Origin of the sequence: Lentzea sp. NPDC051838 (genome assembly GCF_040681245.1) — a bacterium.
Classification (GTDB): domain Bacteria; phylum Actinomycetota; class Actinomycetes; order Mycobacteriales; family Pseudonocardiaceae; genus Lentzea.
Window position 1 is genome coordinate 392,231 of the sequence record NZ_JBFAYI010000005.1, and the last position, 25,716, is coordinate 417,946.

General features: G+C 68.6%; 28 protein-coding genes. 18 read left to right on the plus strand and 10 right to left on the minus strand.

Features of this window, described 5'->3' with window-relative positions:
- Nucleotides 1-46 precede the first annotated feature (46 nt).
- Both AB0M24_RS15540 and AB0M24_RS15545 read left to right on the plus strand, forming a co-directional pair.
- A complete protein-coding gene (locus AB0M24_RS15540) occupies nucleotides 47-1,177 on the plus strand; it encodes an ROK family transcriptional regulator (RefSeq protein WP_363766772.1) in 1,131 nt (376 codons plus the stop codon).
- 93 nt (nucleotides 1,178-1,270) lie between these two features.
- The gene (locus AB0M24_RS15545; protein WP_363766775.1) at nucleotides 1,271-2,854 is read left to right on the plus strand and encodes an endo-1,4-beta-xylanase; all 1,584 of its coding nucleotides are present in this window, start codon (nucleotides 1,271-1,273) and stop codon (nucleotides 2,852-2,854) included.
- Nucleotides 2,855-2,890: 36 nt separating this feature from the next.
- On the opposite strand, the gene AB0M24_RS15550 is transcribed toward AB0M24_RS15545, so the two are convergent.
- Nucleotides 2,891-3,718, minus strand: coding sequence for a DUF4082 domain-containing protein (locus AB0M24_RS15550; protein ID WP_363766778.1), 828 nt, complete (start codon nucleotides 3,716-3,718; stop codon nucleotides 2,891-2,893).
- A 111-nt stretch (nucleotides 3,719-3,829) separates the two neighbouring features.
- Between AB0M24_RS15550 and AB0M24_RS15555 the strand changes: the two genes are divergently transcribed.
- The 7 genes from AB0M24_RS15555 to AB0M24_RS15585 are packed head-to-tail and all read left to right on the plus strand — an operon-like array spanning nucleotide 3,830 to nucleotide 10,478.
- Nucleotides 3,830-6,037, plus strand: coding sequence for a molybdopterin cofactor-binding domain-containing protein (locus AB0M24_RS15555; protein WP_363766781.1), 2,208 nt, complete (start codon nucleotides 3,830-3,832; stop codon nucleotides 6,035-6,037).
- Nucleotides 6,038-6,050: 13 nt separating this feature from the next.
- Nucleotides 6,051-6,509, plus strand: coding sequence for a (2Fe-2S)-binding protein (locus AB0M24_RS15560; protein ID WP_363766784.1), 459 nt, complete (start codon nucleotides 6,051-6,053; stop codon nucleotides 6,507-6,509).
- An 11-nt stretch (nucleotides 6,510-6,520) separates the two neighbouring features.
- Nucleotides 6,521-7,762: an SLC13 family permease gene (locus AB0M24_RS15565; RefSeq protein WP_363766787.1), complete on the plus strand. Its 1,242-nt coding sequence runs from the start codon at nucleotides 6,521-6,523 to the stop codon at nucleotides 7,760-7,762.
- Between the two features lie 2 nt (nucleotides 7,763-7,764).
- Nucleotides 7,765-8,199, plus strand: a complete 435-nt coding sequence (locus tag AB0M24_RS15570; protein ID WP_363766790.1) for a universal stress protein — start codon at nucleotides 7,765-7,767, stop codon at nucleotides 8,197-8,199.
- Nucleotides 8,200-8,238: 39 nt separating this feature from the next.
- Nucleotides 8,239-9,207, plus strand: a complete 969-nt coding sequence (locus tag AB0M24_RS15575) for a hypothetical protein (RefSeq protein WP_363766793.1) — start codon at nucleotides 8,239-8,241, stop codon at nucleotides 9,205-9,207.
- 37 nt (nucleotides 9,208-9,244) lie between these two features.
- On the plus strand, nucleotides 9,245-10,009 hold the full coding sequence (locus tag AB0M24_RS15580) for a TIGR02452 family protein (protein ID WP_363766796.1): 765 nt from the start codon (nucleotides 9,245-9,247) through the stop codon (nucleotides 10,007-10,009).
- Between the two features lie 10 nt (nucleotides 10,010-10,019).
- Entirely contained in the window at nucleotides 10,020-10,478 is a 459-nt protein-coding gene (locus AB0M24_RS15585) for a MarR family transcriptional regulator (protein ID WP_363766799.1), read from the plus strand.
- On the opposite strand, the gene AB0M24_RS15590 is transcribed toward AB0M24_RS15585, so the two are convergent.
- Nucleotides 10,447-11,067 (minus strand): NAD(P)H-dependent oxidoreductase, encoded by a 621-nt coding sequence (locus AB0M24_RS15590; protein WP_363766802.1) that lies wholly within the window; start codon nucleotides 11,065-11,067, stop codon nucleotides 10,447-10,449. The genes AB0M24_RS15585 and AB0M24_RS15590 overlap by 32 nt on opposite strands.
- A 96-nt stretch (nucleotides 11,068-11,163) precedes the next feature.
- Here AB0M24_RS15590 and AB0M24_RS15595 point away from each other — a divergent pair, with 96 nt between their 5' ends.
- The 6 genes from AB0M24_RS15595 (at nucleotide 11,164) to AB0M24_RS15620 (ending at nucleotide 16,266) form a co-directional block, all read left to right on the plus strand.
- Nucleotides 11,164-11,844, plus strand: a complete 681-nt coding sequence (locus AB0M24_RS15595; RefSeq protein ID WP_363766805.1) for a nitroreductase — start codon at nucleotides 11,164-11,166, stop codon at nucleotides 11,842-11,844.
- 67 nt (nucleotides 11,845-11,911) lie between these two features.
- Nucleotides 11,912-12,430, plus strand: coding sequence for a ribbon-helix-helix protein, CopG family (locus tag AB0M24_RS15600; RefSeq protein ID WP_363766808.1), 519 nt, complete (start codon nucleotides 11,912-11,914; stop codon nucleotides 12,428-12,430).
- Between the two features lie 69 nt (nucleotides 12,431-12,499).
- A complete protein-coding gene (locus AB0M24_RS15605) occupies nucleotides 12,500-13,342 on the plus strand; it encodes a hypothetical protein (protein WP_363766811.1) in 843 nt (280 codons plus the stop codon).
- A 10-nt stretch (nucleotides 13,343-13,352) separates the two neighbouring features.
- Complete coding sequence (locus AB0M24_RS15610) at nucleotides 13,353-14,276, plus strand: ATP-binding cassette domain-containing protein (protein WP_363766814.1); 924 nt, start codon at nucleotides 13,353-13,355, stop codon at nucleotides 14,274-14,276.
- Entirely contained in the window at nucleotides 14,273-15,055 is a 783-nt protein-coding gene (locus AB0M24_RS15615; RefSeq protein WP_363766817.1) for an ABC transporter permease, read from the plus strand. Before AB0M24_RS15610 ends, AB0M24_RS15615 begins: the two co-directional genes overlap by 4 nt.
- A gap of 14 nt (nucleotides 15,056-15,069) precedes the next feature.
- Nucleotides 15,070-16,266, plus strand: coding sequence for a cytochrome P450 (locus AB0M24_RS15620; RefSeq protein ID WP_363767121.1), 1,197 nt, complete (start codon nucleotides 15,070-15,072; stop codon nucleotides 16,264-16,266).
- A gap of 3 nt (nucleotides 16,267-16,269) precedes the next feature.
- On the opposite strand, the gene AB0M24_RS15625 is transcribed toward AB0M24_RS15620, so the two are convergent.
- Nucleotides 16,270-16,791 carry an RICIN domain-containing protein gene (locus tag AB0M24_RS15625; protein WP_363766820.1) on the minus strand — a complete coding sequence of 174 codons (522 nt, stop codon included), beginning with the start codon at nucleotides 16,789-16,791 and terminating at the stop codon, nucleotides 16,270-16,272.
- Between the two features lie 179 nt (nucleotides 16,792-16,970).
- On the opposite strand from AB0M24_RS15625, the gene AB0M24_RS15630 reads away from it, so the two are divergent.
- Complete coding sequence (locus tag AB0M24_RS15630) at nucleotides 16,971-17,828, plus strand: hypothetical protein (RefSeq protein WP_363766823.1); 858 nt, start codon at nucleotides 16,971-16,973, stop codon at nucleotides 17,826-17,828.
- Here AB0M24_RS15630 and AB0M24_RS15635 read toward each other — a convergent pair.
- The 6 genes from AB0M24_RS15635 to AB0M24_RS15660 form a co-directional block, all read right to left on the minus strand.
- Nucleotides 17,825-18,769: a LuxR C-terminal-related transcriptional regulator gene (locus AB0M24_RS15635; RefSeq protein ID WP_363766826.1), complete on the minus strand. Its 945-nt coding sequence runs from the start codon at nucleotides 18,767-18,769 to the stop codon at nucleotides 17,825-17,827. The genes AB0M24_RS15630 and AB0M24_RS15635 overlap by 4 nt on opposite strands.
- Before the next feature lie 43 nt (nucleotides 18,770-18,812).
- Nucleotides 18,813-19,514: an SDR family oxidoreductase gene (locus tag AB0M24_RS15640; RefSeq protein ID WP_363766829.1), complete on the minus strand. Its 702-nt coding sequence runs from the start codon at nucleotides 19,512-19,514 to the stop codon at nucleotides 18,813-18,815.
- 51 nt (nucleotides 19,515-19,565) lie between these two features.
- Entirely contained in the window at nucleotides 19,566-21,434 is a 1,869-nt protein-coding gene (locus AB0M24_RS15645) for a hypothetical protein (RefSeq protein WP_363766832.1), read from the minus strand.
- Nucleotides 21,435-21,502: 68 nt separating this feature from the next.
- A complete protein-coding gene (locus tag AB0M24_RS15650) occupies nucleotides 21,503-22,471 on the minus strand; it encodes an acyl-CoA desaturase (RefSeq protein WP_363766835.1) in 969 nt (322 codons plus the stop codon).
- A 66-nt stretch (nucleotides 22,472-22,537) separates the two neighbouring features.
- Complete coding sequence (locus AB0M24_RS15655) at nucleotides 22,538-22,888, minus strand: VOC family protein (RefSeq protein WP_363766838.1); 351 nt, start codon at nucleotides 22,886-22,888, stop codon at nucleotides 22,538-22,540.
- 39 nt (nucleotides 22,889-22,927) lie between these two features.
- Complete coding sequence (locus tag AB0M24_RS15660; RefSeq protein ID WP_363766841.1) at nucleotides 22,928-23,917, minus strand: SGNH/GDSL hydrolase family protein; 990 nt, start codon at nucleotides 23,915-23,917, stop codon at nucleotides 22,928-22,930.
- An 82-nt stretch (nucleotides 23,918-23,999) separates the two neighbouring features.
- Here AB0M24_RS15660 and AB0M24_RS15665 point away from each other — a divergent pair, with 82 nt between their 5' ends.
- Nucleotides 24,000-24,590, plus strand: coding sequence for a TetR family transcriptional regulator (locus AB0M24_RS15665; RefSeq protein ID WP_363766844.1), 591 nt, complete (start codon nucleotides 24,000-24,002; stop codon nucleotides 24,588-24,590).
- Here AB0M24_RS15665 and AB0M24_RS15670 read toward each other — a convergent pair.
- A complete protein-coding gene (locus AB0M24_RS15670; RefSeq protein WP_363766847.1) occupies nucleotides 24,587-25,234 on the minus strand; it encodes a class I SAM-dependent methyltransferase in 648 nt (215 codons plus the stop codon). The two genes, AB0M24_RS15665 and AB0M24_RS15670, sit on opposite strands and share 4 nt — an antisense overlap.
- Between AB0M24_RS15670 and AB0M24_RS15675 the strand changes: the two genes are divergently transcribed.
- Nucleotides 25,233-25,700, plus strand: a complete 468-nt coding sequence (locus tag AB0M24_RS15675; RefSeq protein WP_363766850.1) for a hypothetical protein — start codon at nucleotides 25,233-25,235, stop codon at nucleotides 25,698-25,700. The genes AB0M24_RS15670 and AB0M24_RS15675 overlap by 2 nt on opposite strands.
- Nucleotides 25,701-25,716: the final 16 nt, after the last annotated feature.

Here is a 25,716-nt window from a genome sequence, read left to right on the forward strand (position 1 = left end):
ATGTGGGTCTAGACACTGGTAACGTCTCGTTACTAGTTTGAGCGGCATGACAGGAGCCGTGACGGGTGCACACGTGCGGGAGACCAACCTGCAGGCCGTGTACCGGGCGATTCGGCAGACGCACCCGGTGACCCGCGCGCAGCTCGCGCGGTACCTGGGCATGTCCAAGCCGACCGCCAACCGGGCGATCGACGACCTGCTCGGCGCGCGGCTCGTCGAGGAGGTACCGAGGCCTGCGAACGCGGCGGGCTACGACGCCGTGTACTTCGGGCCGAGGGCGGAAGCGGCCACCGTGCTCGCGCTCGACCTCGGCAGCCGGTTCCTCCGCGCGTGCGTCGCGGATCTCGACGGGACCGTGCTCGCGCGGCTCGACCAGCCGGTGAGCAGCAACGATCCCGAGCACGTCCTGGAAGTCGCCGCGGCACTGCGGCACGAGCTGGTCGCCGCTTCAGGGGCGTCGCCGGAGATCGCCACGATCGGCATCGGCGGGGTGATCGACCCGCGCACCGGGATCGTCCACGACGCCAACATCGACGCGCTGGAGGGCTTCGCCGCCCAGGCCGAGCTCTCCGCGGTGCTGGACCTGCCGGTGATCGCCGAGAACGACATCAACCTCGCCGCCGTCGGTGAGGGCTGGCGCGGGGTCGGCGCGGGCGTGCGGAACTTCGCGTTCCTGTCGATCGGCAGCGGGGTCGGCGCCGGGCTGGTGCTCGGCGGCGACCTGCACCGGGGTGTCAACGGAGCCGCGGGCGAGATCGACCACGTACCGGAAGGGCAGAGGTTCCGCTCCGACAGCCCGGCCGCGGACGCGTTCCTCGCCCACGTCTGGCAGCACTCCGACTTCGTCACGACCGAGGAAGTCGTTGCCGCGGCACGACAGAACGACCCGTGCGCGCTGTCGCTCGTCGCATGGGAGGCGGCGCGGATCGCCGAGCACGCCGCCAGGATCACGTCGGTCGTCGACGTCTCGCTGATCGTGCTCGGTGGCGGCATCGGGTTGAACGGCGACCTGCTCGCCGAGCCCGTGCGCGCCACTTTGTCCGGACTATCCGCCTACCCGCCCGCTGTGGAGACCTCGCGGCTGGGGGAGGCCGCCATTCTCACCGGTGCCGTCGCCACGGGGCTCGGCGTCGTGCTCGCGAATCTCGTCACAGCAAGGGTTTCGGCCGCGAACTGACTCGCCACCGCAAGGTTTTCCGCCGCGCACTGACTCGCCGCCACCAGGGTTTCCGCCGCCAGCTGAGTTGCCACCACCATCAGGAGAGGCTCGATGCTGCGCATTTTCGCTGCTCTCTTACTCGCGGCCGGGACACCACCGGCCACCCAGGCCCAGCTCGACCTGTTGGCGGGTCAGGACTGGGCGCACTTCGCTGGCGCCACCCAGACCCCGGACGGCGTGCAGATCCGCCCACTGGACCGGTGGATCGTGGCCACGAACGGCCAGCGGTCCCAGCCCAACCCGCCGGTCAACCTGCTCGGGCCGCGACTTCTGGTCAACGGCACGTTCCAGGTCGACGCGACCATGTCCGGCTCCGGCTACCTGCAGCTCTACGGTTCGCCGCCGATCATCTACGACGAGTGGCGGCAGGAACCGCCGAGCGTGCGCGTCGGAGTGGTCGACGGGAGGCTCGACGTCGCCGTGTGGAACGGCAAGGGCGACAAACCCGTGCAGGCCAAGAAGTTCGGCGCCGGGCTGGCCGGAGACGTGGCGGTGCGGGTGAAGCGCAGCGGTTCGGCGTTCGAGTTCTCGGCGGGTGGCCGGCAGCTCGGCACGCTGCCGGATCCGGGCGTGTTCTCGTCGGGTCAGGTGTGGTTCGGCGCGGACGGGTCGTGGCGGCTCAAGTCGTTGACGGCTACCGGTGCCGCGGGGATTCGCAAGGCGCCGGACTGGAAGCAGAAGACCGTGCCGGGCTCGCTCAGGTCACGCGCGGAAGCGTTGCCGCGCAAGGTAGGCGTGGGCAGTGCGGTGGCCGTGGCACCGCTGGTGGCTGACGATGCCTACCGCGCGACGGCCGGTGAACAGTTCAACCTGATCACGGCCGAGAACGACATGAAGCCCCAGTTCGTGCAGCCGACGCGCGGCGTGTTCGCGTTCGAGGAAGCCGACGCGATCGTGGACTTCGCGCGTGCCAACACCATCGCGGTGCACGCGCACACCCTGGTGTGGTTCGAGGCGCTGCCGACGTGGATGAGGTCGGCCCCGGACAAGAAAACCGTGATGACAGACCACATCAAGGCCGTCGCCGGGCACTTCAAGGGTCGCGTGACGGAGTGGGACGTCGTCAACGAACCGATGAACGAGGACAACTCCGATGGACTGGAACACAACCTTTGGTATCAGGCCATGGGAGCCGACTACATCGCCCAGGCCTTCCGGGCGGCCCGATCAGCAGATCCGAACGCCGTGCTGTATCTCAACGAGTACGGCGCCGAACAAGAGGGACCGCGCTGGAAGGCTTTGTACGCCTTGGTGAAGAAGCTGCGACAGGACGGTGTGCCGATCGACGGTGTCGGCCTGCAGAGCCACGAGTACGAGGCGGGCGACAGGGTGCCGGCCGAGACGTTCCGCAAGCACGTTCGCGCGCTCAACGACCTCGGGCTCAAGGTCCGGGTGTCCGAAATGGACGTCGTGACCTCGGACCAGTCGGTGCAGGCCAAGCAGTTCGGTGAGCGTCTCGCGGTGTGCCGACAGGAGACGAACTGCACCGGCTTCACCTCGTGGGGCTTCACCGACCGGTACGGCTCGACGGCCACGACGAACCGTTACCCGGCGATCCCGGGCAACGCGCTGCCGTGGACGTCGTCGATCACGCCGAAGAAGGCTCACACCGCGATGGTGGACGCACTTCGCTGAGGTGGTGGGGGGAGCGGGTCCTGCCCGCTCCCCGAACTAGACCCCGAAGCTCGGAGTGATCCAGTAGTTGCTGGAGTGCCAGGTCTGAGCAGGGAAGTCGCCGTCGTAGCTGTACACGCCGGCGTTCACCGGCAGGTAGAACGGCGTCTGCGCGATCCCGCCCGTGAAGTAGTTCTCCGTGGCGAAGTAGCCGCCGGCGGGCGTCACGTAGGAGACGACGTACTCGGTGCCCGCGCTCACCGGAACCGGTGCGGTGAAGGTGATCTGCTGGAAGCGCTGGGCGGCGGGAGCGGCCTGGGTGGCGAGCAACGTGCCGTCGGACGACCAGACGTGAGCGGTGACCGGGCCGGTGTAGTCGCCGCGGCGGATGCCCGCTCCGGTGAGGAAGCCGTTGCGGTCGGGCAGGAAGCGGAGGCCGAGCTCGACCGGCGCGGTGTCCGAGTCGTTGGCGTCGGGTTCCGGGGCGTCGTTCAGGAACAGGTTCGGGCTGATGATCGGCGGGGTGGTGGCGCCGCCGACCTGGATCGTGCGCGAGACCGTGACCGGGCCGGTGGTGGACGCGGTGTGGGCGCGGGCGTGGATCGTCAGCGGGCCGGGCGTCGTCGGGGTGATCACGAGCGTCCACTTCTCGGTGTGCGCGTCGACCGGTGTCCAGGTGGCGCCGTCGTCGGTCGAGATGTCGACCTCGGTGATGCCGCCGGACTCGCCGTTGAAGGCGCCGCCGATGACGAGCAACGGTTCGTTCAGCGGGACCGAGGCGTCGGCGGTGGGGGAGAAGAGCGTCGCGTACGGGTTGTCCGACGCGAGTGCGGGAGTGGGCGAGACCAGGGCAAGTGTCAGCAGCAGTACTGCTAATCGTCTCATGTACGGCGAATCGTTCCCGCTGAAGCCGCAGTTACGGTGATCCGCCGGTCGGCCCTGCACCCAATCGGCTGACGGTCGTACCCGCCTGGGCCAGATGTCGTTGACGGTTACATGACCTGTGACAACGAAGTCCCGGTCGACCGGGTCCCCTTACGTCGTCGGCAGTTCCTCGCGTTCCTGGTCGCCGCGCCGGTGCTGACCGTCGCTGTTCCCGGCACCGCCGAGGCGGTCATCCCGACACTGCCGCAACCGGCCGAGATCATGGATCTCGGCGACATTCTGATCCTGGCCGGAACTCCGACGGCGGGCGCGCTCGCGGTGCTGAGCGTCGGCGAGGACGGCGTCGTCACCCTCGAACTGCCCCGTGCCGAGGTCGGTCAGGGCATCACCACGGCCACCGCGATGCTCGTCGCGGAGGAGCTCGACCTGCCCCTCTCGAAGGTTCGCGTCGTGCTTGCCGACGCGCGCTCCGAGTTGCTGTTCAACCAGCTCACGGGTGGTTCCAACACGATCCGGTCGGTGTACGGGCCGGTCCGTCAGGCGGCGGCGGCCGCACGGGCCAGACTCCTCGCGGCGGCCGCTCACGAGAACAACGTCCCGGTCGAGCGACTGTCCACACGCGACGGTGGCGTGATCCTGCCGGACGGCCGGTACATCGCGTACGGACTGCTGACGTCGGCGGCGGCGCAGCTGACCGGAGTGTTCGCCGCGCAACCCAAGCCCGCCTCGGAACACCGGCTCGTCGGCACGCCGCAGTCGCGCATCGACGCCCGCGCGATGGTCACCGGTCAGTTCAAGTACACGCTCGACCACGACGTTCCCGGCGCGATGCCGACGGTCGTGCGCCGCCCGCCGACGATCAACGGCACGGTGAAGTCCGTCGACTCGAGCGTGGCCAAGACAATGCCCGGTGTGCTCGCGATCGGTGTCGTGCCCACGGGTGTCGCGGTGGTGGCGGAGACGTTCGGGCAGGCCATGGCCGCGCGCGACGCGTTGAAGGTCACCTGGAACGCCGGCACGATCGACTCGTTGTCGGACAAGGAGATCCGGGCGAAGCTGCAGGCGGCCGCGCTGCCGTTCGTGGTGCCGCCGCTGCTCACCCAGCACGTGGACATGGAGTTCGACTTCGCGTTCGTCAGCCACGCGCCGATGGAGACGAACTCGGCGATAGCGGACGTGCGCGACGACAAAGCCGAGATCTGGGCCGGGTTGAAGTCGCCGATCGTGGCGCGCCAGACGATCGCCTCGGCCATCGGGCTGCCGGAGTCCGCCGTGACGGTGCACGTGATGCAGGGCGGCGGGTCGTTCGGGCGCAGGCTGTTCTTCGACGCGGCGATCGAGGCCGCGCAGATCTCGAAGGCGTTGCGGCGTCCCGTGAAGCTCATGTGGTCGCGCACCGACGACATGCGTCACGGCCGTGCGCGCGCGGCCAGCCACCACAAGCTGCGGGCGACGTTCGGGCTCGGCAACGTGCTGACGTTCGAGCACCGCGTGGCGTCCGTGGAGACCGACTTCCGGCACGGGCTCGGCGAGATCCTCACCGCGACGGCCGCGTCGTTGCCCGTCGGCGGCAACCTCTCCTTTGCCCAGACGGTGTTCCTGACGACGTGCAAGGTGCCGTACAACTTCGGCGTCGTGACCTCGTTGCTCAACGAGGTGCCGTTGAGGATGCACACGGGGTCGTGGCGGTCGGTCTACTCGGCCAACACCCGTGGTGCGGAAGAGATCCTGGTCGACCAGCTCGCGAAGAAGATGGGCAAGGACCCCGTCGCGTTCCGCCGCGAGTACCTGAAGGACGACCGTCAACGCGCGGTGCTCGACAAGGTCGCGAAGGAAGGACAGTGGGGTCGCGCGATGCCTCGAGGTTTCGCGCAGGGCGTGGCGTTCCACGACGAGTACCAGTCGTGCACGGCGTGCCTGGTCGAGATCGACGCGCGCGACCCGCAGAACCCGCGCGTGGTCAAGGCGGTGATCGCGGTCGACGTCGGCCGCCCGATCAACCCGCGCGGCCTGGAGGCGCAGATGCTCGGCGGCCTGACCGACGCCATCTCCACCACGTTGCGCGCCGGTCTGCACATTGATCGCGGCCTGCCGCTGGAGGGCTCGTACTCGCAGTTCCACTACGCGCGGCAGAAGGACGCGCCGAAGGACGTGCGGATCTTCGTGATGCCGGCGACCGGCGAACCCGGCGGCGCCGGTGAGCTCGGCGTGCCGGCCGCGGTGGGTGCGATCGCCAACGCCTACGCGCGGGCCACGGGTGTGGTGCCGCGCAGCTTCCCGATCATCTTCCCGGTCGACTTCGAGCCGTTCCCGCGCTGAAGGAGCGTCCCCTGTGCCCAACTACACGATGATCGTCAACGGGAAGTCCGTCACGGTCGAGGCTCCCGCGGACCTGGCGCTGCTCTGGGTGCTGCGCGACAAGCTCGGGGTGCGCGGCCCGAAGTTCGGCTGCGGGATCGGGGTGTGCCGGGCGTGCACGTCCCACCTGAACGGCGCGGAGATCCAGCCGTGCGTGACGCCGGTGTCGGAGTGCGCCGGCAAGACCGTCACCACGATCGAGGGGCTGGCGTCCGGTGACGACCTGCACCCCGTTCAGGAGGCGTGGCTGGAGCAGGACGTCGCGCAGTGCGGTTACTGCCAGCCGGGGCAGATCATGGCCGCGGCGGCGTTGCTGAAGACCAAGAGCGAGCCGACGGACGAGGACATCGATCGGATCGCGAACGTGTGCCGGTGCGGGACGTACTTCCGGATCCGGCAGGCGATCAAGTCGGCGGCGGCGAAGATGGCTTAACGTTTCGAGCTGTGCTGGCGTTGTCGATCCTGCTTCTCGTGGCTGTGCTGGTCTGCGCGGTCGTCAGACCGTGGGGCTGGCCCGAGGCGGCTGTGGCGGTGCCGGCGGGCTTGCTCGTCGTGCTGGTCGGCGCGTTGCCCGTCGACCACGCGGTGGACGAGGCGGTGCGGCTGGGGCCCGTGATCGGGTTCCTGGCCGCCATCCTCGTGCTGGCGCAGCTCTGCGACGACGAGGGCCTCTTCCACGCGTGCGGTACGTGGATGGCGCGCGCGTCGGGCGGGCGGCCGCGCACGTTGCTGGGCGGTGTGTTCGTCACGGCGTCGGTGACCACGGCGGTGCTGAGCCTCGACGCGACCGTGGTGCTGCTGACGCCCGTGGTGTTCGCGACCGCCGCGCAGCTCGGGGTGCGGCCGAAACCGCACGTCTACGCGTGCACGCACCTGTCGAACTCCGCGTCGCTGCTGCTGCCGGTGTCGAACCTGACGAACCTGCTGGCGTTCGCGTCGAGCGGGCTGAGCTTCACGCGGTTCGCGGCGTTGATGGCGTTGCCGTGGGTGGTGGCGATCGGACTGGAGTACCTGGTGTTCCGGCGGTTCTTCCGGACCGATCTGGACGCACCCGCGCACGCGCCTGCCCTCCACCCGCCGCGTGAGCTGCCGGTGTTCGCGCTGGCCACGGTCGGGCTGACGCTGGTCGGGTTCGTGGTGGCGTCGGCGACCGGCATCGACCCGGCCTGGGCCGCGTGCGCGGGTGCCGTGGCGATGGCGGTCCGTGCGTTGGCTCGAAAGCGCACCACGATTTTCAAGATCGTTCAGTCGGCTTCGTTGCCGTTCCTCGCGTTCGTGCTCGGCCTTGGTGTCGTCGTGCGGGCAGTCGTGGACAACGGGCTCGACGAGGTCCTCACGCACGTGGTGCCGAGCGGCAACGGGCTGCTGGCGCTGCTCGGCGTGGCGGCCGTGGCGGCCGTGCTGGCCAACGTGATCAACAACCTGCCCGCGGTGCTGGTGCTGCTGCCGCTGGTCGTGCCGCTCGGGTCCGGGGCGGTGCTGGCGGTGCTGCTGGGCGTGAACCTCGGGCCGAACCTGACCTACGCCGGGTCGCTCGCCACGTTGCTGTGGCGGCGGATCGTGCACGACCACGACGCCGAGGTGAACCTGCCCGAGTTCACCAAGCTCGGACTGCTCGCCGTGCCTGCCACCCTGGTCGGCGCGGTCGTGGCACTGTGGGCGTCCCTGCACGTGATCGGAGGATGACCATGACAGTCGTCGTGTGGATCGCCGACGACACCTGGCAGTCCAGTGTGGACGCCGCCCGCTCGCACGGCACCGAGTTCCTGCTGCTGCACGTCAGCGACCACGACGTGCCCGGCGCGGCGCACGGGGCGTTCGCCGGGCTGTTCGGCAGAAGCCACCCCTCGCGCGACCCCGGCACGCAGCTGGACCACCTCGCCGCCAGCCACGCGGCGCGCCTGCTGGAGGCCGCCGCCGAACGTCTGGGGCTGCCGTGCACGACGTCCGCGCGCGTCGGCCGCGTCGAGCACGAGGTCGTCGCGGCAGCTCAGGACGCCTCGCTCCTCGTGGTGTGCCGTGATGGCGATGTCAGCCATGCCGGCCCGCGCAGCCTCGGTCCGGCGACCCGGTTCGTCGTCGACCACGCGCCCTGCCCGGTGCTCCTGGTGTGGCCTTCATGAAAGTTGCGTGCACGCAAAATTGCGTGTACGCATGTAGGTATGAGAGCAAAGGGCATCGCGTACGACACCGGCTTCGTGAGGCACGGCGAGATCTCCGTGGCGGAGTTCGATCTTGACGCGGTGGCGCGGGATCTCCGGGTCATCAGGGACGAGCTGCACTGCAACGCCGTCCACCTCGTCGGCGGCTCGCCGGAGAGGCTGGAACAGGCCGCGCGGATCGCCGCTGAGCTGGGGCTCGAGGTGTGGTTCTCGCCGTACCCGCTGGAGCTGACGCCGGAGGAGATCCTGGAGCTGTTCGTCGACTGCGCCCGGCGGGCCGAACGGGTCCGCGCGGAGGGTGCCGAGGTCGTGTTCGTGGCCGGCGTCGAGATGAGCATCATGAACGCCGGCTTCATGCCCGGCGACGACGTCATGGACCGGGTGGCGAAGCTGTTCGGGCATCCCGATCGGATGCTGGAGGCCAGTGCGCGGCTCAACGAGTTCCTGGCTGAGGCGGTCGCGGCTGTGCGTGCCGAGTTCCGGGGGAAGGTCACCTACGCCTGCATCCAGTTCGAACGCGTGGACTGGAGCCTGTTCGACATCATGTCCTTCGAGCTGATCCGGTCCGCCGAGGTCGCCGACCGCTACCAGGAAGCCGTGCGAAGCCTGGTGGCGCAAGGGAAACCGGTCGCGATCACCGGGTTCGGCACGGCGGCGTGGAAGGGTTCGGGTGCGGTCGCGCCGCGCAGCATGGAGATCATCGAGGACGACCGCGTCAAGGACGGCTACGTCCGGGACGAGGACGAACAGGCCACGTACCTCCGCGAGCTGCTGGAGATCTTCGAGGCCGAGAACGTGGACGGCGCGTTCGTCTACATGTTCGCGCTCAGCAGCCATCCGCACCGGCCGGACGACCCGAGTCGCGACCTCGACATGGCGAGTCCCGCGATCGTGAAGGTCTACGACGACGGGCACTGGGAGCCGAAGGCCGCGTTCGGCGCGGTCGCCGAGGCTTACGCGCGCAGGTGAAAATCGCTTGGCCCGCCCGGTCATCATGGAACGCATCATGAGCAGCAGGCTGCGGGCCATCGCCCGCGAGACGGTCGAGATCGCCGAACGAGGTTCCTGCGGCGAGGTCTCGATCGCGGTGACTCCGGCGGTGTCCGGAACTCGGCTCTACCTTCCCGGCGATGAGTTGTCGTTGCCGGAGCAGGGAGATCTCCCGAGGATCGACGTCACCAACGAGTCCACTCTGGACGCGACACGACGGCTCGGCGGTGACGTCGCCGCGTTGGTGTTCGCTTCCGCACGCAACCCCGGCGGCGGGTTCCTCAACGGCGCGCAGGCTCAGGAGGAGAGCGTCGCCCGGTCGTCGGCGCTCTACCCCTGCCTGCTCGCGGCCGGTGACTTCTACCGCCACCACCGCGCGCACGAGGACCTGACCTACTCCGACCGCGTGATCTACTCGCCTCGGGTGCCGGTTTTCCGCGACGACAAAGGGAATCTGCTGCCGGAGCCGTACCCGGTGTCGTTCCTGACCGCCGCAGCGCCCAACCGCAGTGCCATCGCGCGCACCCAACCGGAGCGCGAAGCAGGCATTCCTGCCGCGTTGCGACAGCGGGCGACGAGGGTGCTGCAGATCGCGGCCGCTCACGGCCATCGGCGGCTCGTGCTCGGCGCGTGGGGTTGCGGGGTGTTCGGCAACGAGCCGCGTGTGGTCGCCGAGACGTTCCGGGAAGTGTTGGGGGAGAACCGGTTCTTCGACCACGTCGTGTTCGCGGTGCTCGGCACGTCGGCGGTGGGGGCGTTCACCGAGGCGCTCACTGGGTAGCATGCCGTTCATGACCAAGCCCGCTCGTGCGACCGACCGTCCAGGCGACGTGTCGCCGTTCGCGCTGGGGCTGTTGCTGCGCCGCGCCCACTGGCGCGCCGCCGCGGTGATGGGTGAGGCGCTCAGGCCGCTGGGCATCGAGCTGCGGCACTTCGCCGTCCTGATGGAGCTCGTGAACAACGGGCCCACGATGCAGCGCGATCTGGCGCCCGCGACCGGCACGGACAAGGCCGGGATCATGCGCGTCGTCGACGACCTGGAACGCAAGGGACTGGCCGAGCGCAAGGCCGTTCCGGGCGACCGGCGGGCACGCGCGGTGGAGATCACCCCGGCCGGGCTGGCGCTGTTCGACGAGGGGCACGTGGCCGCGGGGCCGTTGTCCGAACGGCTGGGTGCCACCTTGGATGCCGACGAACGCGCTCAGCTCACGGCGTTGCTCACGAAGCTCGCCCATCAAGAAGACGCTTAGCCTTCACGACCGCCTCTTCGAGCGCGCGCTCACGGGACGCTTCGTACAACGGGATCAGCTGGGCCATCGCCGGGTTGCGAGGCGCCATCGTGAGCTCCGGGACGATGAAGTCGAGCTCCAACCCGAGGCTGCCGCCCAGCACCGCCTCCAGGTAGTTGCGCACGAACTCGAACCCCTCGCGCGGAGTGCCCGGCGCGTACGAACCGCCGCGGCTCGCGATCACGGTGGCCGGTTTGCCCTTCGACGACGGCGTCTCGCCTGACGTGCGGCCGAGCAGGATCACGTTGTCCAGCCAGGCTTTCAGGGTCGACGGGATCGCGTAGTTGTACATCGGCGCGCCGATCAGCAGGGCGTCCGCGCTCTCCAACTCCTCGATCAACTCCAACCGAGTGGCGAACGCGCCGGAGTCACGGCTGCTGTAGCCCTCGGCGGTGATGTGCGGCACCGGCGTCGCGGCGAGGTCGCGGTAGAGCACCGTGCCGTCCGGGTGCTGCTCCTCCCAGGTCCGCCGGAAGACGGCCGCGACCGAGCGCGACGCGGACGCCTCGCCGGGGAACACGGAGGAGTCGATGTGCAGCAACGTGGCCATGTGTTCTCTCCTACTTCGGATCGCTCGATACGGTATCGAACGATACTATTTCAACTGTAACCAGTTGTGTACGTCAAGTGAGGGGATGGGGTTGTGATGGACGTCTACGAAGCGGTCACCAGCAGGCGGGCCGTGCGTGCGTTCACCGATCAGGAGGTTCCGCACGAGGTGCTGGAGCGCGTGCTCAAGGCGGCGGCCTGGGCGCCGTCCGGCTCGAACATCCAGCCGTGGCGGATCTACGTCGTGACCGGGCAACCGTTGGCGGAGTTGAAGAAGCGCACGCTGGACCGGCTCGCGGCTGGGGATGCGTGGGACGACCCGGAGTACCAGCAGTACCCGGCCGAGCTGAAGCCGCTGTACGCCGGCCGCCGCTCGGCCTTCGGGGCGCAGCGGTACGGCGCGCTCGGCATCGAACGCGGCGATCTGGAGGCGCGGCAACGGGCGGCGTCGGGCAACTGGAACGCGTTCGGCGCGCCGGCCGCGTTGCTCTGCTACCTCGACCGCGACATGGGCTCGCCGCAGTGGGCCGACGCCGGCATGTACCTGCAGACCGTGATGCTGCTGCTGCGCGAGGAAGGCCTGCACAGCTGTCCGCAGATGGCGTGGGCGAAGTTCCACCGCTCGGTGGCCGAGGCCGTGGCAGCACCCGACGGCCTCGTGCTCTTCTGCGGCATGTCGATCGGCTACGAAGACGCCTCCGTGACCGAGCCGCGCACCCTTCGTGCCCCTCTCGATGAGACTGTCACGTTCGTCGACAAGTGCCCTGACCTGCACTGAGCCAAAATGGTGCCAAGCTGAGCCAGAAATGCTTGCTGGTGGTGCCACCGTGTGCCATAGTGGTGCCATGGATCTGACCCCGTATGTGGCTTCCCTCGGTCGCGAGCTGCTGACCGCCGTCGAAACCGGCGGTGACGAGGCGAGCGCGACGGTCGAGCGGTTGACCGTGACGATGGAGTCGGCGATCCGGCTGGCGCTGCTCGAGGCGCTGTCCGCCGCCGCCGACGAGATCACCGCGGACCTGGCGCCGGACTCGGTGCAGGTGCTGCTGCGGGGCCGTGACCCCAGGTTCGTGGTGACGCGCCGGACGCCCGAGCAGCCGGCCGCCGCCACGCCGGAGCCCGTCGCGGCACCCGCCGAGGACGTCGCGGCCGGCTTCGACGACGGCACGACCGTGCGCATCAACGTCCGGCTGCCCGAGCCGCTCAAGGCCGCGATCGACGAGGCCGCCGCCAAGGAGGGCCGCTCGGTCAACGCGTGGCTCGTGCGCGCCGCGTCCGCCCAGCTCTCGCCGAAGCCCGCGACCGAACCGCTGACCGGTGGGCCCGCCCCCGCGTCGCAGCGTTTCGTCGGCTGGGTCCGCTAACCACACCCGTTCTTCTTCACGTCTCTGACCTGCGGAGACGGTCTCAAGACACCTTCTGAGGGGACAGCCATGCCTTCTTACGACACCTATGAACCGATTTCTGTACTGCTCGACGTCTACGCGGGCTTCGTGCAGATCCTCGCGAGCGACCGCGTCGACACCGTGGTCGACGTGCGCCCGTCCGACCCGCAGGACTCCTCCGACGTCGAGGCCGCGCAGAAGACCCGCGTGGACTTCGCCGACGGCGTGCTGACGATCCGCGGGCAGAAGCGGACGTTCGACTTCTCCAAGAAGACGCGGTCGGTCGACATCGTGATCGAGCTGCCGACGGGGTCCAAAGTGGACGCCGACGTGACCGCGGGCAGCACCCGCACCACTGGTGTGCTGGGGCAGACCGAGATCGACATGTCCGCCGGGCACGTCCACGTCGACCGCACCGGTCCGTTGAAGGTCGACACCGGTGCCGGGCAGGTCCGCGTCGGCGCCGTCACGGGCAGCGCCGAGGTCAAGACCGGCAGCGGCCAGGTGCGCATCGGCGACGTCACCGGGTCGCTGACGGTCCGCAACTCCAACGGCAACACCGAGATCGGTGCGGTCGGCGGCGACCTGAAGGCCCGCGCGGCCAACGGCGACATCACCGCGGAACGGGTCGGTGGCTCGCTGGAGGCCAAGAGCGCCATGGGTTCGCTCATCGTCGGCGAGGTCGTGCGCGACACCGCGGCGCTGAACACCGCTATGGGCAGCATCGAGGTCGGCATCGCCCAGGGCACCGCCGCGTGGCTCGACACCAAGACCAGCTTCGGTCGCGTGCACAACTCGCTGGGCGCCAGCGAGGGACCCGGCGACGCGAGCGAGACCGTCAAGATCACCGCCTACACCGCTTTCGGCGACATCACGATCCGCCGTGCCTGAGGGGAAAACGATGAACGCGATCACGGCCACCGGCCTGCGCCGCTCGTACGGCGACCACGAGGTGCTCAAGGGCGTCGACCTGTTCGTCCAGCGCGGCACCGTCTTCTCGTTGCTCGGCGCGAACGGCGCCGGCAAGACCACCACCGTCAAGATCCTCTCCACGCTGATCCGCGCACACGCCGGCAGCGCGTCCGTTGCGGGACATGACGTTGCCCGTGACCCCAACGGCGTGCGCAGGTCGATCGGCGTCACCGGCCAGTTCTCCGCCGTCGACAACCTGTTGACCGGCAGGGAGAACCTCAAGCTGATGGCCGACCTGAACCACCTCGGCGGCGCGGGAAAGATCAAGGTGCAGTCGCTGCTGGAGCAGTTCGACATCGCCGACGCCGCCGACAAGCCCGCGTCGACGTACTCCGGTGGCATGCGGCGCAGGCTCGACCTCGCGATGACGCTGGTGGGCTCACCCCAGGTGATCTTCCTCGACGAGCCGACCACCGGCCTCGACCCGCGCAGCCGCCGGGCCATGTGGGACATCGTGCGGCGGCTCGTGGCGGACGGTGTCACGATCTTCCTCACCACCCAGTACCTGGAGGAGGCCGACGAGCTCGCGGACCGGATCGCGGTGCTGGACAACGGGAAGATCGTCGCCGAGGGCACCGCGGACGAGCTCAAGCGCCGCATCCCCGGCGGGCACGTCCTGTTGCAGTTCAACGATCCGCGCCACCTCGACGCGGCGCTGCGCGTGGTGCGCAACGCGTCCCGTGACGGTGAGGCGCTGGCGTTGCGCGTGCCGAACGACGGCAGCGTCAGCTCGCTCAAGGCGTTGCTCGACCGGCTCGACGAGCACTCGGTGCTGGTCGACTCGCTCAGCACGCACACCCCCGACCTCGACGACGTCTTCCTCGCTCTCACCGAAAAGGTGGTTCAGCCATGAGTTATGTGCTGACGGATTCGGCGACGATGATCCGCCGCAACCTCAAGCGGGTCGTCCGCTACCCGTCCATGACGTTCCAGCTGCTGCTCATGCCGGTGGTCTTCCTGCTGCTGTTCGTCTACGTCTTCGGCGGCACGCTCGGCGCGGGCATCGGCGGTCCCACCGGCGGCCGGGCGGAGTACCTGAGCTACGTGACGCCGACGATCATCCTGATGGCGATCACGTCGGCGGTGCAGGGCACGACGATCTCGATCGCGCTGGACATGACCGAGGGCATCGTCGACAGGTTCCGCACGATGGCGATCGCACGGGTGTCCGTCCTCACCGGACACGTGGTCGGCAGCCTGGTGCAGACGGTGCTCGCCATGACGTTCGTCTTCGGTGTGGCGCTCGCGATCGGGTTCCGGCCGCAGGCGAGCTTCGCCGAGTGGCTCGTGATCATCGGTCTGCTGGTGAGCATGGCGTTCGCGCTCATCTGGCTGTCCGCCGCGCTGGGGCTCGCGAGCAAGACCGTCGAGGGATCGAGCAACGTCGGCCTGCCGCTGATCCTGCTCCCGTTCTTCGGCAACGGTTTCGTGCCCACCGACTCGATGCCGACCGTGTTGCGCTGGTTCGCCGAGTACCAGCCGTTCACGCCGTTCATCGACGCGCTGCGCGGTCTCCTGATGGGCACGGCGATCGGCAACAGCGGCTGGATCGCGCTGGGCTGGTCCGTCGTCATCGGCGCCGGCGGCTACTTCTGGGCCAGGAAGAACTTCAACCGCGAATCAACTCGCTGAAGGAGAACCCCGTGATGCAGCAAGGCCTTCCCATGGACCGCGACGTCACCCCGTTCGACCCGCCCGCGCGGATCAGCGAACTGCGGTCCACCCGCCCGGTCAGCCCGATGCTCTTCCCCGACGGCCACGAGGGCTGGTTGATCACCGGCTACGACGCGGTGCGCGCGGCCTTGGCGGACACCAGGTTCAGCAGCAGGCAGGACCTGGGCATCCTCCACGTGCCGTTCCCGACGCCGGGCATGCCCGAACAGACCGAACCGTCCCCGCAGACCCCGGGACTGTTCATCAGCATGGACCCGCCGGACCACACCCGGTTGCGGCGCAAGCTCACCGGCGCGTTCACCGTCAAGCGGATGAAGGCGCTGGAGGAGGGCATCATCGAGATCACCGAACGGCAGCTGGACGAGCTCGCGAAGCTCACGCCGCCGGTCGACCTCGTCAGGGAGTTCGCGCTTCCGGTGCCGTCACTGGTGATCTGCGAGATGCTGGGGGTGCCTTATGCGGACCGCGAGACGTTCCAGTCGAACTCTTCGAGGTTCATGGAAAGGGACGTGAACCTCGAGGACAAGATGGCCGCGTACATGGCCATGCACACCTACCTGTACGAACTGGTCGGCAGCAAGCGCGCCGAGCCCGGTGACGATCTGCTGTCCGACCTCGCCCGCGACGAGGACCTCAGTCTGGAGGAGCTCACCGGGATGGCGTTCCTGCTCCTGCTCGCCGGGCACGAGACGACGGCGAACATGTTGGCGCTGGGCACTTTCGCGTTGCTGGAGCACCCGGACCAGCTGACCGTGCTGCGGGAGAACCCCGAGCTGATCCCGGACGCGGTCGAGGAGCTGCTGCGGTACCTGGCGGTCGGCGACGTCTTCTTCCGTTATGCGGCAGAGGACATCGAGTTCTTCGGGGAGACGATCCGCGAGGGCTCTACGGTGATCCTGTCGTTGCTGGCGGGCAACCACGACAGCGCGAAGTTCGAGAACGCCGACACGCTGGACGTGCGACGCAACGCTCGCGGGCATCTTTCGTTCGGGCACGGCATCCACCAGTGCCTCGGTCAGCAGCTGGCCCGCATCGAGATGCGCGCCGGGTTCGAGGGGCTGCTGCGCCGGTTCCCGAGTCTTCACCTCGCGGTGGAGGCCCGCGAGGTGAAGCTCAGGACCGACATGAACATCTACGGCGTGCACGCCCTGCCCGTCAGCTGGGCCTGAGGGCTACCCGATGTTGAGCCGGAACTGCTGCTCCGACGCACCCGGCACGCACTCCCAGATGTTCAGGATCACGCGGTCGGCCGTGCTGGCGAACGGCACGTCGAGGCACAGGTTGCTGTTGCGGTTGACGAAGTTGTAGTACCCGTTGCCGAGGTCGGCGAGCCGCCACTGCTGGGTGAGGCTGCCGTTGCAGTTGAACTGCTGGGTGCGAGCCCCGTTGTGGCCCCAGCCCCACTCGATGTCGATGCACTTGCGGCTGCTCTGGTTCGAGATCTCGTAGAAGCCGCTGCTGTTCTGCAGGAACAGGAACTTGGCCGCCGGAGTGTGGTCGCAGCGGTACTGCTGGATCCACGCGCCGTTGTCGCCGGACTGCCCGGCAAGGTTGACGCACTTGCCGCTGTTGCGGTTGATCGCCTCCGCGTAGAACGCGCCGGGGGCGGCACTCGCGGGTGCGGTGATCGTCGCCAGTGCCGCGATCGCCATGCCGGCGGCGAGGGCGAGGCCCCGGACGATTCTGCTGCGCATTTGTCGTACTCCCAACTGGGTTCGTGTGGTGTGCGGCAAAGCTAGGCAACGGATTTGGTGCCGGGTAAGGGGAACTGGCGGCCAATGGCCGGTACCGGCCAGGGGGAGATGACCGGATTCGGACAGTGTCCGGATCCGGTCGTTCCCAGTCAGACGATCAATAAGTAGGTTCTGCGGCCATGGGATTGCGGAAAGTTCTGCTGGCGTTCGCGCTGATGCTGACGATGGTCACGCCGGCAGAGGCCTTCGAACCGTGTTACCTGCGGGGGCGTGTGGTCTACGCGATCACGGCCGAAGGCGGCCTGGTCGCGTACAACCTCTGCCTCGACCCCAACCGCGCCACGGGGTTGTCGCGCTGGACCGCGGAAGGCGTGCTCGCGACCTCGGGCTGGGGTGATGTCACGACCGCGTTCTGGTCGGGTGAGGAGAACACTCCCGGGGTGACCTACCGGGTGGTCGGCAGCGACCTGTTCTGGTCGAGCGATTTCGAGATCTGGCAGCGGATCGGCGCCGGCACCGACTGGAGCGCGTACACCTCGCTCACTTCAGGTGAACCCGGAGTCATCTACGGCACCGAGCCCTCCGGTGCGGTGCACCGATGGGTCCACACGGACTGGGAGGGTGGTTCGGACACGTGGGGCCAGGAGACGGTGGCGGCCACGATGCCCAGGGGCAGCGTGCTCTACGGCCACACCCGTGCCGGGTTCATCGCCAACACGGGCACCGTCGGCATCTGGAGCGACACCTTCGTCAAGTCGAAGGCCCGCCTCACCATTCCGGAGGGGGTGGATCCCGCCAGCGTCGAACCGTTCGACCTGGCACAGCGGTACCCCAACTCGGCGTTCGCGCTCACGTCCAGCGGGGGCAAGCTGGTCGTGATGCTGCCGGGCCCGTGCACGAAGCTCGAACGCCCGTGGACCGCCGGTGACGAGATCGGCGGTGGATACACCTACGTCTTCGCGGGTGGGTACACGAAGCCGCGCGGCAGCGGTCCGGTCGAGTGGCAGTGCGACAGCCCGGTCGGCCCGTCGAACTAGTCGAGCCAGCCATCGCGGACGATCATCGCGGTCGCCGTGATCCGGTTGTCCACCCCGAGCAGGTCGAGTGCGGCGGAGATGTGCCGCCGCACCGTCCGTTCGCTCACGTCGAGATGGCGGGCGATCGCGGCGTCGGTCATCCCTCCGATCATGAGCCGGAGCACGGTGCGCTGGTGGGCGGAGAACTTGCTCACCGTTTCGTTGTCGTGCAACGGAAGCGCGTTGTTCCACAGCATCTCGAAGAACATCCGCAGGGCCGCGACGACGACGGGCGCCCGGACGAGCACTGCACCTTCCATGCCGGTCCGGTCGAGGGGGAGCAGCGCCGCGCGGTCGTCGACGAGCACCATCTTCATCGGCAGCTCGGGCAGCACCCGCAGCTGCCACCCGCCTTCCGCGCAGCGCCGCACCATCTCACCCGCGAAGGGCAGGTCCAGCACCGGTCTGGAGTAGATGTTGCGGAACTGCACACCGCGCTCCAGCACGGCGGCCGGTGGCACCTTGGCCGAGCGGCCGTCGGGTGGGTTGCGGTAGTGCTCGGTCTCCAGGTTGGAGAAGTCGCGTTCGGCGGACAGGCACAGCTCCACCGACAACGCGCCGATCTCCGCCGGGTCGGTGTGGACGCTGATGCCGTTGTCGTCGGAGCCCGCATTGGCGACGAATTCTTTTTGCAGCGCCTGCATCTGCTCACGCGCCCGCACGATCATCCGATGTTGGTCGAGGAGCTGGCGTTGCACGGTGATCAGCGCCTGGTCGACCGCGCGCGACGGTTCGACCGGCACGATCCGCGGTTCGCCCACGAAACGCTTGCGGGCGAACCCGGCCTCGACCAGCTCCTCGACCTCTGCCGCCTCCGTCATCGGCAGCTGACCCGTGCGCAGCAACCGTTGGTAGAGCTCGGCCGCGGGAGCGCTCAGCAACCCGGCCAGCAAGTCCGACATCCGGCAGAACCTAGCTGACGGTCCCTAAACGGCTTTTACAGCCTCACACGGTGAAGCCGCCGTCGGCGTTGATGCTGGCACCGGTCACGTACGCACCGGCGTCACCTGCCAGTGCCGCAACGACTTCGGCGATTTCTCCCGGTTGTCCATAACGGCCCAATGCGGTGAGTCCGCGAATCGTGTCCGCCATCGGTCCGTCCGCCGGGTTCATGTCCGTGTCGGTAGGACCGGGGTTGACGACGTTCGCGGTGATGCCACGCGGCCCCAGTTCGCGCGCGAGGCCCTTCGTCATGCCGACGAGCGCTGTCTTGCTGGCGGAGTACAACGCGAAGCCGGGAAACGGTGCGTACACCGCAACGTTGCTACCGATGCTGATGATCCGCCCGCCGTCGTGCATGTGCCGTGCCGCTGCTCGTGACGCGAGAAACGGCGCGCGCACGTTGATCGCCATCGTGCGGTCGAACTCTTCCTGACCCAGATCGTCCAACGGTCCAACCTGGAACACCGCCGCGTTGTTCACCAGGATGTCGAGCCGTCCGAACTCTTGAGCCGCTTCTTCCACCGCTGCCACAACGGCTTGCGGGTCCTCGCTGTCCGCCTGGATCGCGAAACCGTTGTCCGGCTTGGTGTTCTGGTACGTCACGGCCACGCGCGCGCCCAGCGAGACGAGCTTGGACGCCACAGCAGCCCCGATCCCGCGGCTTCCGCCGGTGATCAGGGCTGCTTTCCCTTCAAGTGATCCCATGCTTTTCAGCCTGGTGGAATCCCTTCGCGGGGTCTGGCGGGAATCGGACCGTCAGTTGCTGCCGCGGGTGTAGGCCCACGCCGTGCGGTTGAGAGAGTCTTCGACACCGGTGAAGCCCTCGTTCGGGTTGAGCACGTCCTCCTGGAAGTCGACGTCGAGGTCGTCGGCCGTGCCGCCGACACCGTCCGGCCCGACGCCGAACATGCCCTTCGGGTTGCCGCCCTGGTCCATGATGCTGTCGAGCGCGTTGAACTGGTCCTGGTGCCAGCTGCCGGACATGTGACCCGCTTCGTGGGCGGTGATGTTGCCGATCGCCCTGCCGATGAACGCGGCCTTGTTCGTGGTGGCCGGGGTGATGTAGGTGTTCAGCGACGTGCGGGACTGGCCGGCGGGCAGGCTGAGCACGTCCAGCAGCACCAGCGCGGTCTCCTCCTTGCCGAAGTTGCCCGCGTCGATCGACTGCGCGATGCCGACGGTCTGGATGCCGGACTCGGCGATCGAGCCGCCGACGACCACGCGGCTGACGTTCTTCTGGCCCCACGGGTCGGCGTGGTCGCGGCTGTTGAGCACGCGCACGGCGAACCGCTTGTTGGTGCCCTTCTGCGCCAGGTCGTGCTCGATGTTCTCGCGCACGGACGCGATCACGGCGTCGATCACCGCGTTCTCGTCGGCGTCGCCAAGACCCCAGCCGGGCAGGAACTTCCTGAGCGGCGAGAGGTCGCGGTTGCCCGCCGGGTCGGCGCCGTAGATGCGGGTGTTGACGCGCGCGCCGTTGAAGTCGAGGAAGACCGTCAGCACCTCGGGCCGCGGGTTGAGCTCCGAGCCGGGGCGGTAGGCCTCGACCGTGACGTCGTAGGCGCCGTCACCGTTCTCGACGCCCACGGTGTAGCGGCCGTCCTTGGGCGCAACGAAGTCCGCGACGGCGTTGCCACCGGCGGGCATCGGTGAGTTCTCCGCGTACAGGAAGCTGAAGTCCTGCGACGAACCGAAGACCTCACGTCCGGCCGGATCGTGGACCATCACCCTGGTCGCCCTGCCCGCCGCCGAGGCGCCGAGCACGTCGCCCGCCTTGAGGTCGACGGAGAAGAAGTCCTTGTCCACCTGGCCGTCGCCGGTCGCGATCGTCAGGTCGTACGCGCCCTCGGTGGTGACGCGCTTGCCGGTGCCGGGCTTCATCGGGTCGGCAGGGATCGAGCCGGGTCCCGCGCCCGCGACCATGACGAAGACGTCGGTGGCCGGCGGCACGAACACGCGCAGCCTGCTGTCCGTGGTGCCGACCAGGTTGTCGTTCTGGCCCTGCAGCACGCCGGTCGCGTCGAACGCGGCGAGGAACGTGTCCAGGCCGCCGGTCGGCGTGTCCGTCTCGACCGTCGCCCACAGCCCGGTCGTGCCACCGGAGAGCTTGTAGAAGTCGTGGTCGCCGGAGCCGTCACCCGCGCTGCCGTACGGGCCGTCGCCGATCGTGCCGCTGGTCTTGAGCGCCCTGCCCTGCGAGGGAACGCGGGTCTCGCTCGCGTTCGGCACCGCGTCGTTCATCTCGGGGGACGGCGTGACGACTGGGATGGTCGGGTCGCCCGCGAGATCGCCGGTGAGCTCGAGCTTCGGGTTCTTGCCACGCCCGGTGCCGAAGCCGGCCACGTGCTCGGCCTTGGCCGGTGCGTCGTTCGCACCCTGCCCGGACTCCTTCTCGGCGTACGTCAGCGGAGTGCTCGCGGACTTCGGTTTGGCGGCCTGGGACTGCTTGCGGGCCTCGCGGCTCTGCTGTACGGCGTTCCAGTCGACCTTGGCCTCGGCGGGCAGGAAAGCCAGCATCGGATCGGGCTGGCTGACCTGCACCGCGGGCTCCGCGGCCGACTGGCCCGCGGCCACCAGAGACAGTGCCACGCCTGCTGCGAGCACGCCGAAGAGACGTTTGCGCATGTGAAGTTCCCCCAGTTCGGTCTAGCACCGAGGAAACCAGCGTTCACCGTCCGATGTGAGCGTTTTGGTCAAACTTTTGGACGCACCTCGTGGAGGTGCTCCAGCACGTACCCGTACGACCGGAACAGGCCGCACTGCGCGTACGAGATCCCGCGCTGCCGGCAGAACTCGCTCACGATCAGCTGGGCGTGCTTCAACGCCGGCCGCGGCATGCTCGGGAACAGGTGGTGCTCGATCTGGTAGTTCAGCCCGCCGAGCAGGAGGTCGACGAACCAGCCGCCGCGGACGTTGCGCGACGTCAGCACCTGCTTGCGGAGGAAGTCGAGCGTGTGCCCGGCCGACAGCACCGGCATGCCCTTGTGGTTGGGGGCGAAGGAGCAGCCCATGTAGAAGCCCCAGACCCCTTGGTGCACCAGGACGAACGCGACCGCGTAGACGGGGGAGAGGACCCAGAAGACCACACCGAGGTACACCACGACGTTCGCGATCATCAGGTACCGCTCCCGCCCCGAGTGCCTGATCGAGTGCCAGTGCAGCGCGTAGCCCTCCAGGAACAGCAGCGGGAAGAACAGGTACGCCTGACGTGCCGCGATCCACCGCAGTGCGCCGTTCTTGGCCGCCGCCTGCTTCTGCGTGAACGCCAGCACCGAGATGTCGACGTCCGGATCCTCGTCCTCGTGGTTCGGGTTGGCGTGGTGGCGGTTGTGCTTGCTCACCCACCAGTCGTGACTGACGCCGATCAGTCCACTGTGGACATAACCGGCGACCAGGTTCCACCGCTTCGCCGCGAAGATCTGCTTGTGCCCGGCGTCGTGCCCGATGAACGCCAGCTGCGTGGTCATGATCGCCAGCACGACCGCCACGGCCAGCTGCCACCACGAGTCCCCGAGCAAGGCGAACGCCACCCACGCACCCGCGTAGACCACCAGGTTCGCGGTGATCCGCGCGATGTAGTAACCGCGCCGCCGAGCCAGCAGGCCAGCCTGCTTGATCTCGGTCGACAACTGGGCGAAGTCGCTCGCCTGCCGGAGTGTCATTTGCGCATAATGCCCGGTCGTGGCTACGACGCAATGCACGGGCGATGAAGTGCACGCGTCGTGCGGCTACCAGGCCACCAAACAGAACGGGTGTCCGGCCGGATCCGCGTAGACGTCGAACGTCTCACCGCCGCCTTCCAGTCGGCGCGCGCCCAGTTCCAGCACCTTCTCACCAGCGGTTTCGCGGTCGTCCACGCGCACGTCGAAGTGCATGTTCGAGGACTCGTCCGGCCACTTCGGCGGTTGCCAGGCCTCGACGCGGGCGAGCGCGACGCCGGGGCGGTCCGGTGCATCGCCGATGACGACCCAGCCGGGTTCGTCCTGCACGCGGATCATGCCGAGCAGCTTCTCGTAGAACCCCGCGAGCGCCTGCGGGTCGGGACAGTCGATCACCAGGCCGTGCCATCGTCCGATCATGCGCGGGATGCTCACACCCGATGCGGACAACGACTGTCCTCAGTGATTGAGCGTCTTGGGCACGATGTCGGCCATCTGCTCCAGCTGCGCCTTGGTGGCGGCGTCGCGGGCCAGCGGGGCGACGGTGGCGGGAGTGCGTCCGCCGAGAGCGCGGTAGACCAGGTTCGCGACGCCCTCCATGCCCTGCTGGTACGGGTGGTAGGCGACCGCGCGGAACAGGTTGGTGCTCTGCCCGCTGACCCACGCCGCGCTGCCCGTGCACGCGTCGTGCCCGAGGCTCGCGGCGTAGGCGTCGACGAACGTGGCGTTCTGGCGCCGGGCCGCGGTCGCCTGGGCGTCGTTGAGCGCGCGGGCCACCGAGTCCGTCCAGGCGTAGTCGCCGTCCGCGAACGGGACGACGTCCGGGCAGTAGCCGCTGGGCGGGACGAGTCGCGGGTAGCCGACGATGACGATCTTGGCTGCCGGCGAACGGGTCCGGGCGCCCTTGATGACGTTCTCCAGGTTCAGCTGCGTCTGCTTGATCGCGGCCTTGACCGTGTCGATGCCGTTGATCGTGTAGTGGTCCTGGCACGGGTGCCCTGCCGGGTCGCTGGAGCGCACCTCCGGGCAGGTGGAGATGAGCGACCCGAACACGCTGAAGTCGTTGCCGCCGATGCCGATCGTGATCAGGTCGGTGTCCAGGCGGAGCGCCTCGAACTGCGGCGGCTGGCTGGTCAGCGGGATGTCGGTGGACGGCGTGGTCTGCGACTGCGTCATGTTCGTCGTGTCCGCGGACGAACAGCTGACGTCGGTGAACCCGCCCGGCTTCGAGTAGAGGCCGAGGTGCGTGGCGAGCCACGACGGGTAGTTGTTGTTGGAGCGGAAACACCAGCTGGCCTGCTGCCACGGGATGAGCGGCCCGGCGGTGTAGGAGTCGCCGAGTGCGACGTAGCGCTGGAACGACGGCGCGGCGTTCGCGTCCACCGCCGTCGTGACGACGAGCCCGACCGTGATCGCCAGTGCCACCTTGATCTTCGCTGACAGCCGCACCTGAAACCCCCGACTCTGGACGTTTGTCCGAAGTCTGCATCGAGGTTGGACGGATGTCCAGAGACGCGCCTAGGGTGACCCGATGCCGATCCGTCCGCCGACACACCGCGCCAGTGGTCTCGCCCGGCGTGAGGCACTGCTGCGCGCCGCGATCGAGGTCGTGGCCTCCAACGGCATCGAAGGCGCGACGCACCGCGCGATCGCCAGGGCCGCCGGTCTGCCGTTGTCCACCACGAGCTACTTCTTCAGCTCGCTGGACGAACTGCTCGCGGCCGCCCTCACGCTCGCCTTCGCGGAGGTCGTCGAGCGCAGCGACGCGGCGGTGAAAGCCATGCACGACACCAACCCGTCGGTCGAGCAGCTGGCGGAGATGGTCACCGACTTCCTGATGCTGTCGCCGCGGACGGATCTGGTGACGCAGTTCGAGGTCTACCTGGCGGTGCACCGGCGCCCCGAGCTAGGCGCGGCCGTCGCCGGGGTCGTGGAGAGCTACGAGCGGGTGATCAGCACGAGCCTGCGGCTGGTGGACATCGACCCGCTGCCGCACCGGGTCCGGCTCGTGCTGGCGATGCTCGACGGCATGGCCGTGCACCGCGTCGCCTTTCCCCGCGACGACGACCGGGAGATCTTGCGCGCCGCGCTGCACGACGTTCTGCGCGGCTTCCAGACCTAACGGACAACTCGCGCGGCGCGCGTTGTCGTTGCGCTGACCTTCCGCGCCACGAGCCGTTCGACCAGGCCGAGCTTGAACCGTTGCCGCTGCTCGATCTGCATCTGGTGCGCCTGCACCAGATGCAGCGGCCGGCGCAGGAAGTGCTCTCCCGCCATGGGGATCGTCACGCGCTCCAGCAGCCACTGCAGGCCGCGCGCGATCCGGGACGAGCTCTCGACGTGGTCGACGAGGACCAACCGGCCGCCGGGCTTCAGCACCCTGATCATCTCGCTGACAGCCTTCTCGTGGTCCGGAATCGCGCACAGACCCAACGTGCACACGACGGTGTCGAACTCGTTGTCCCCGAACGGCAAGGCGTGCGCTGTGCCCTGCCGCAGCGTCACGTCGAGGCCCTGTGCGCGTTGTCTCGCCAGGCTGAGCATCCGCTCGCTCAGGTCGAGGCCGGTCAGCCTGACGCCCGCGGGGTAGTGCGGCAGGTTGAGCCCGGTGCCGATCGCCACCTCCAGCACCTCGCCGGTCGCCTGCGAGCACGCCCACCTGCGCGAGTCGCCGAAGAGCTTCCGGTCCAGGAAGCCCATCTCCGCGTCGTAGGTGGCGGACTTGCGGTCCCAGTACTGCTGCCAGCGGGCGCTGCGATCGCTCATGGCACCACGCAACCACGAGAAGCGGTCACCGGCCAGGCAACGCGACCCTGTCGTGCTCGCGCGACTGGCCCGCACCCGGATGCGCGCCAAGATCCCGTTGCCGCAAGAGGCGTTCGTCGGGCGCGTCAACCATCATCACGCGTTCCTGCCGCGCACGATGCCGGCACGGATCGACCAAGCGGTCGCCAAACTCGATGAGATCACCGGTGTCGGGCTGACCGCCGTGCACGTCATGATCGCCGAGATCGGGATCGCCCGGCGCCGCGGCAAGAAGAAAGCCATCGTCGCGATCGGCCGCTCGATCCTGGTCATCGTCTGGCACCTGCTCTCCGACCCCGACGCCCGCTACCACAACCTGGGCCCCGACTTCTGCGACAAGCGCATCAGCCCGGACCGCAAGAAGCGCAACCGCATCCGCCAGCTCGAAGCACTCGGCTACCAGGTCACCCTGACCCTCGCGGCCTGAGCAGGACCCGCCCGTT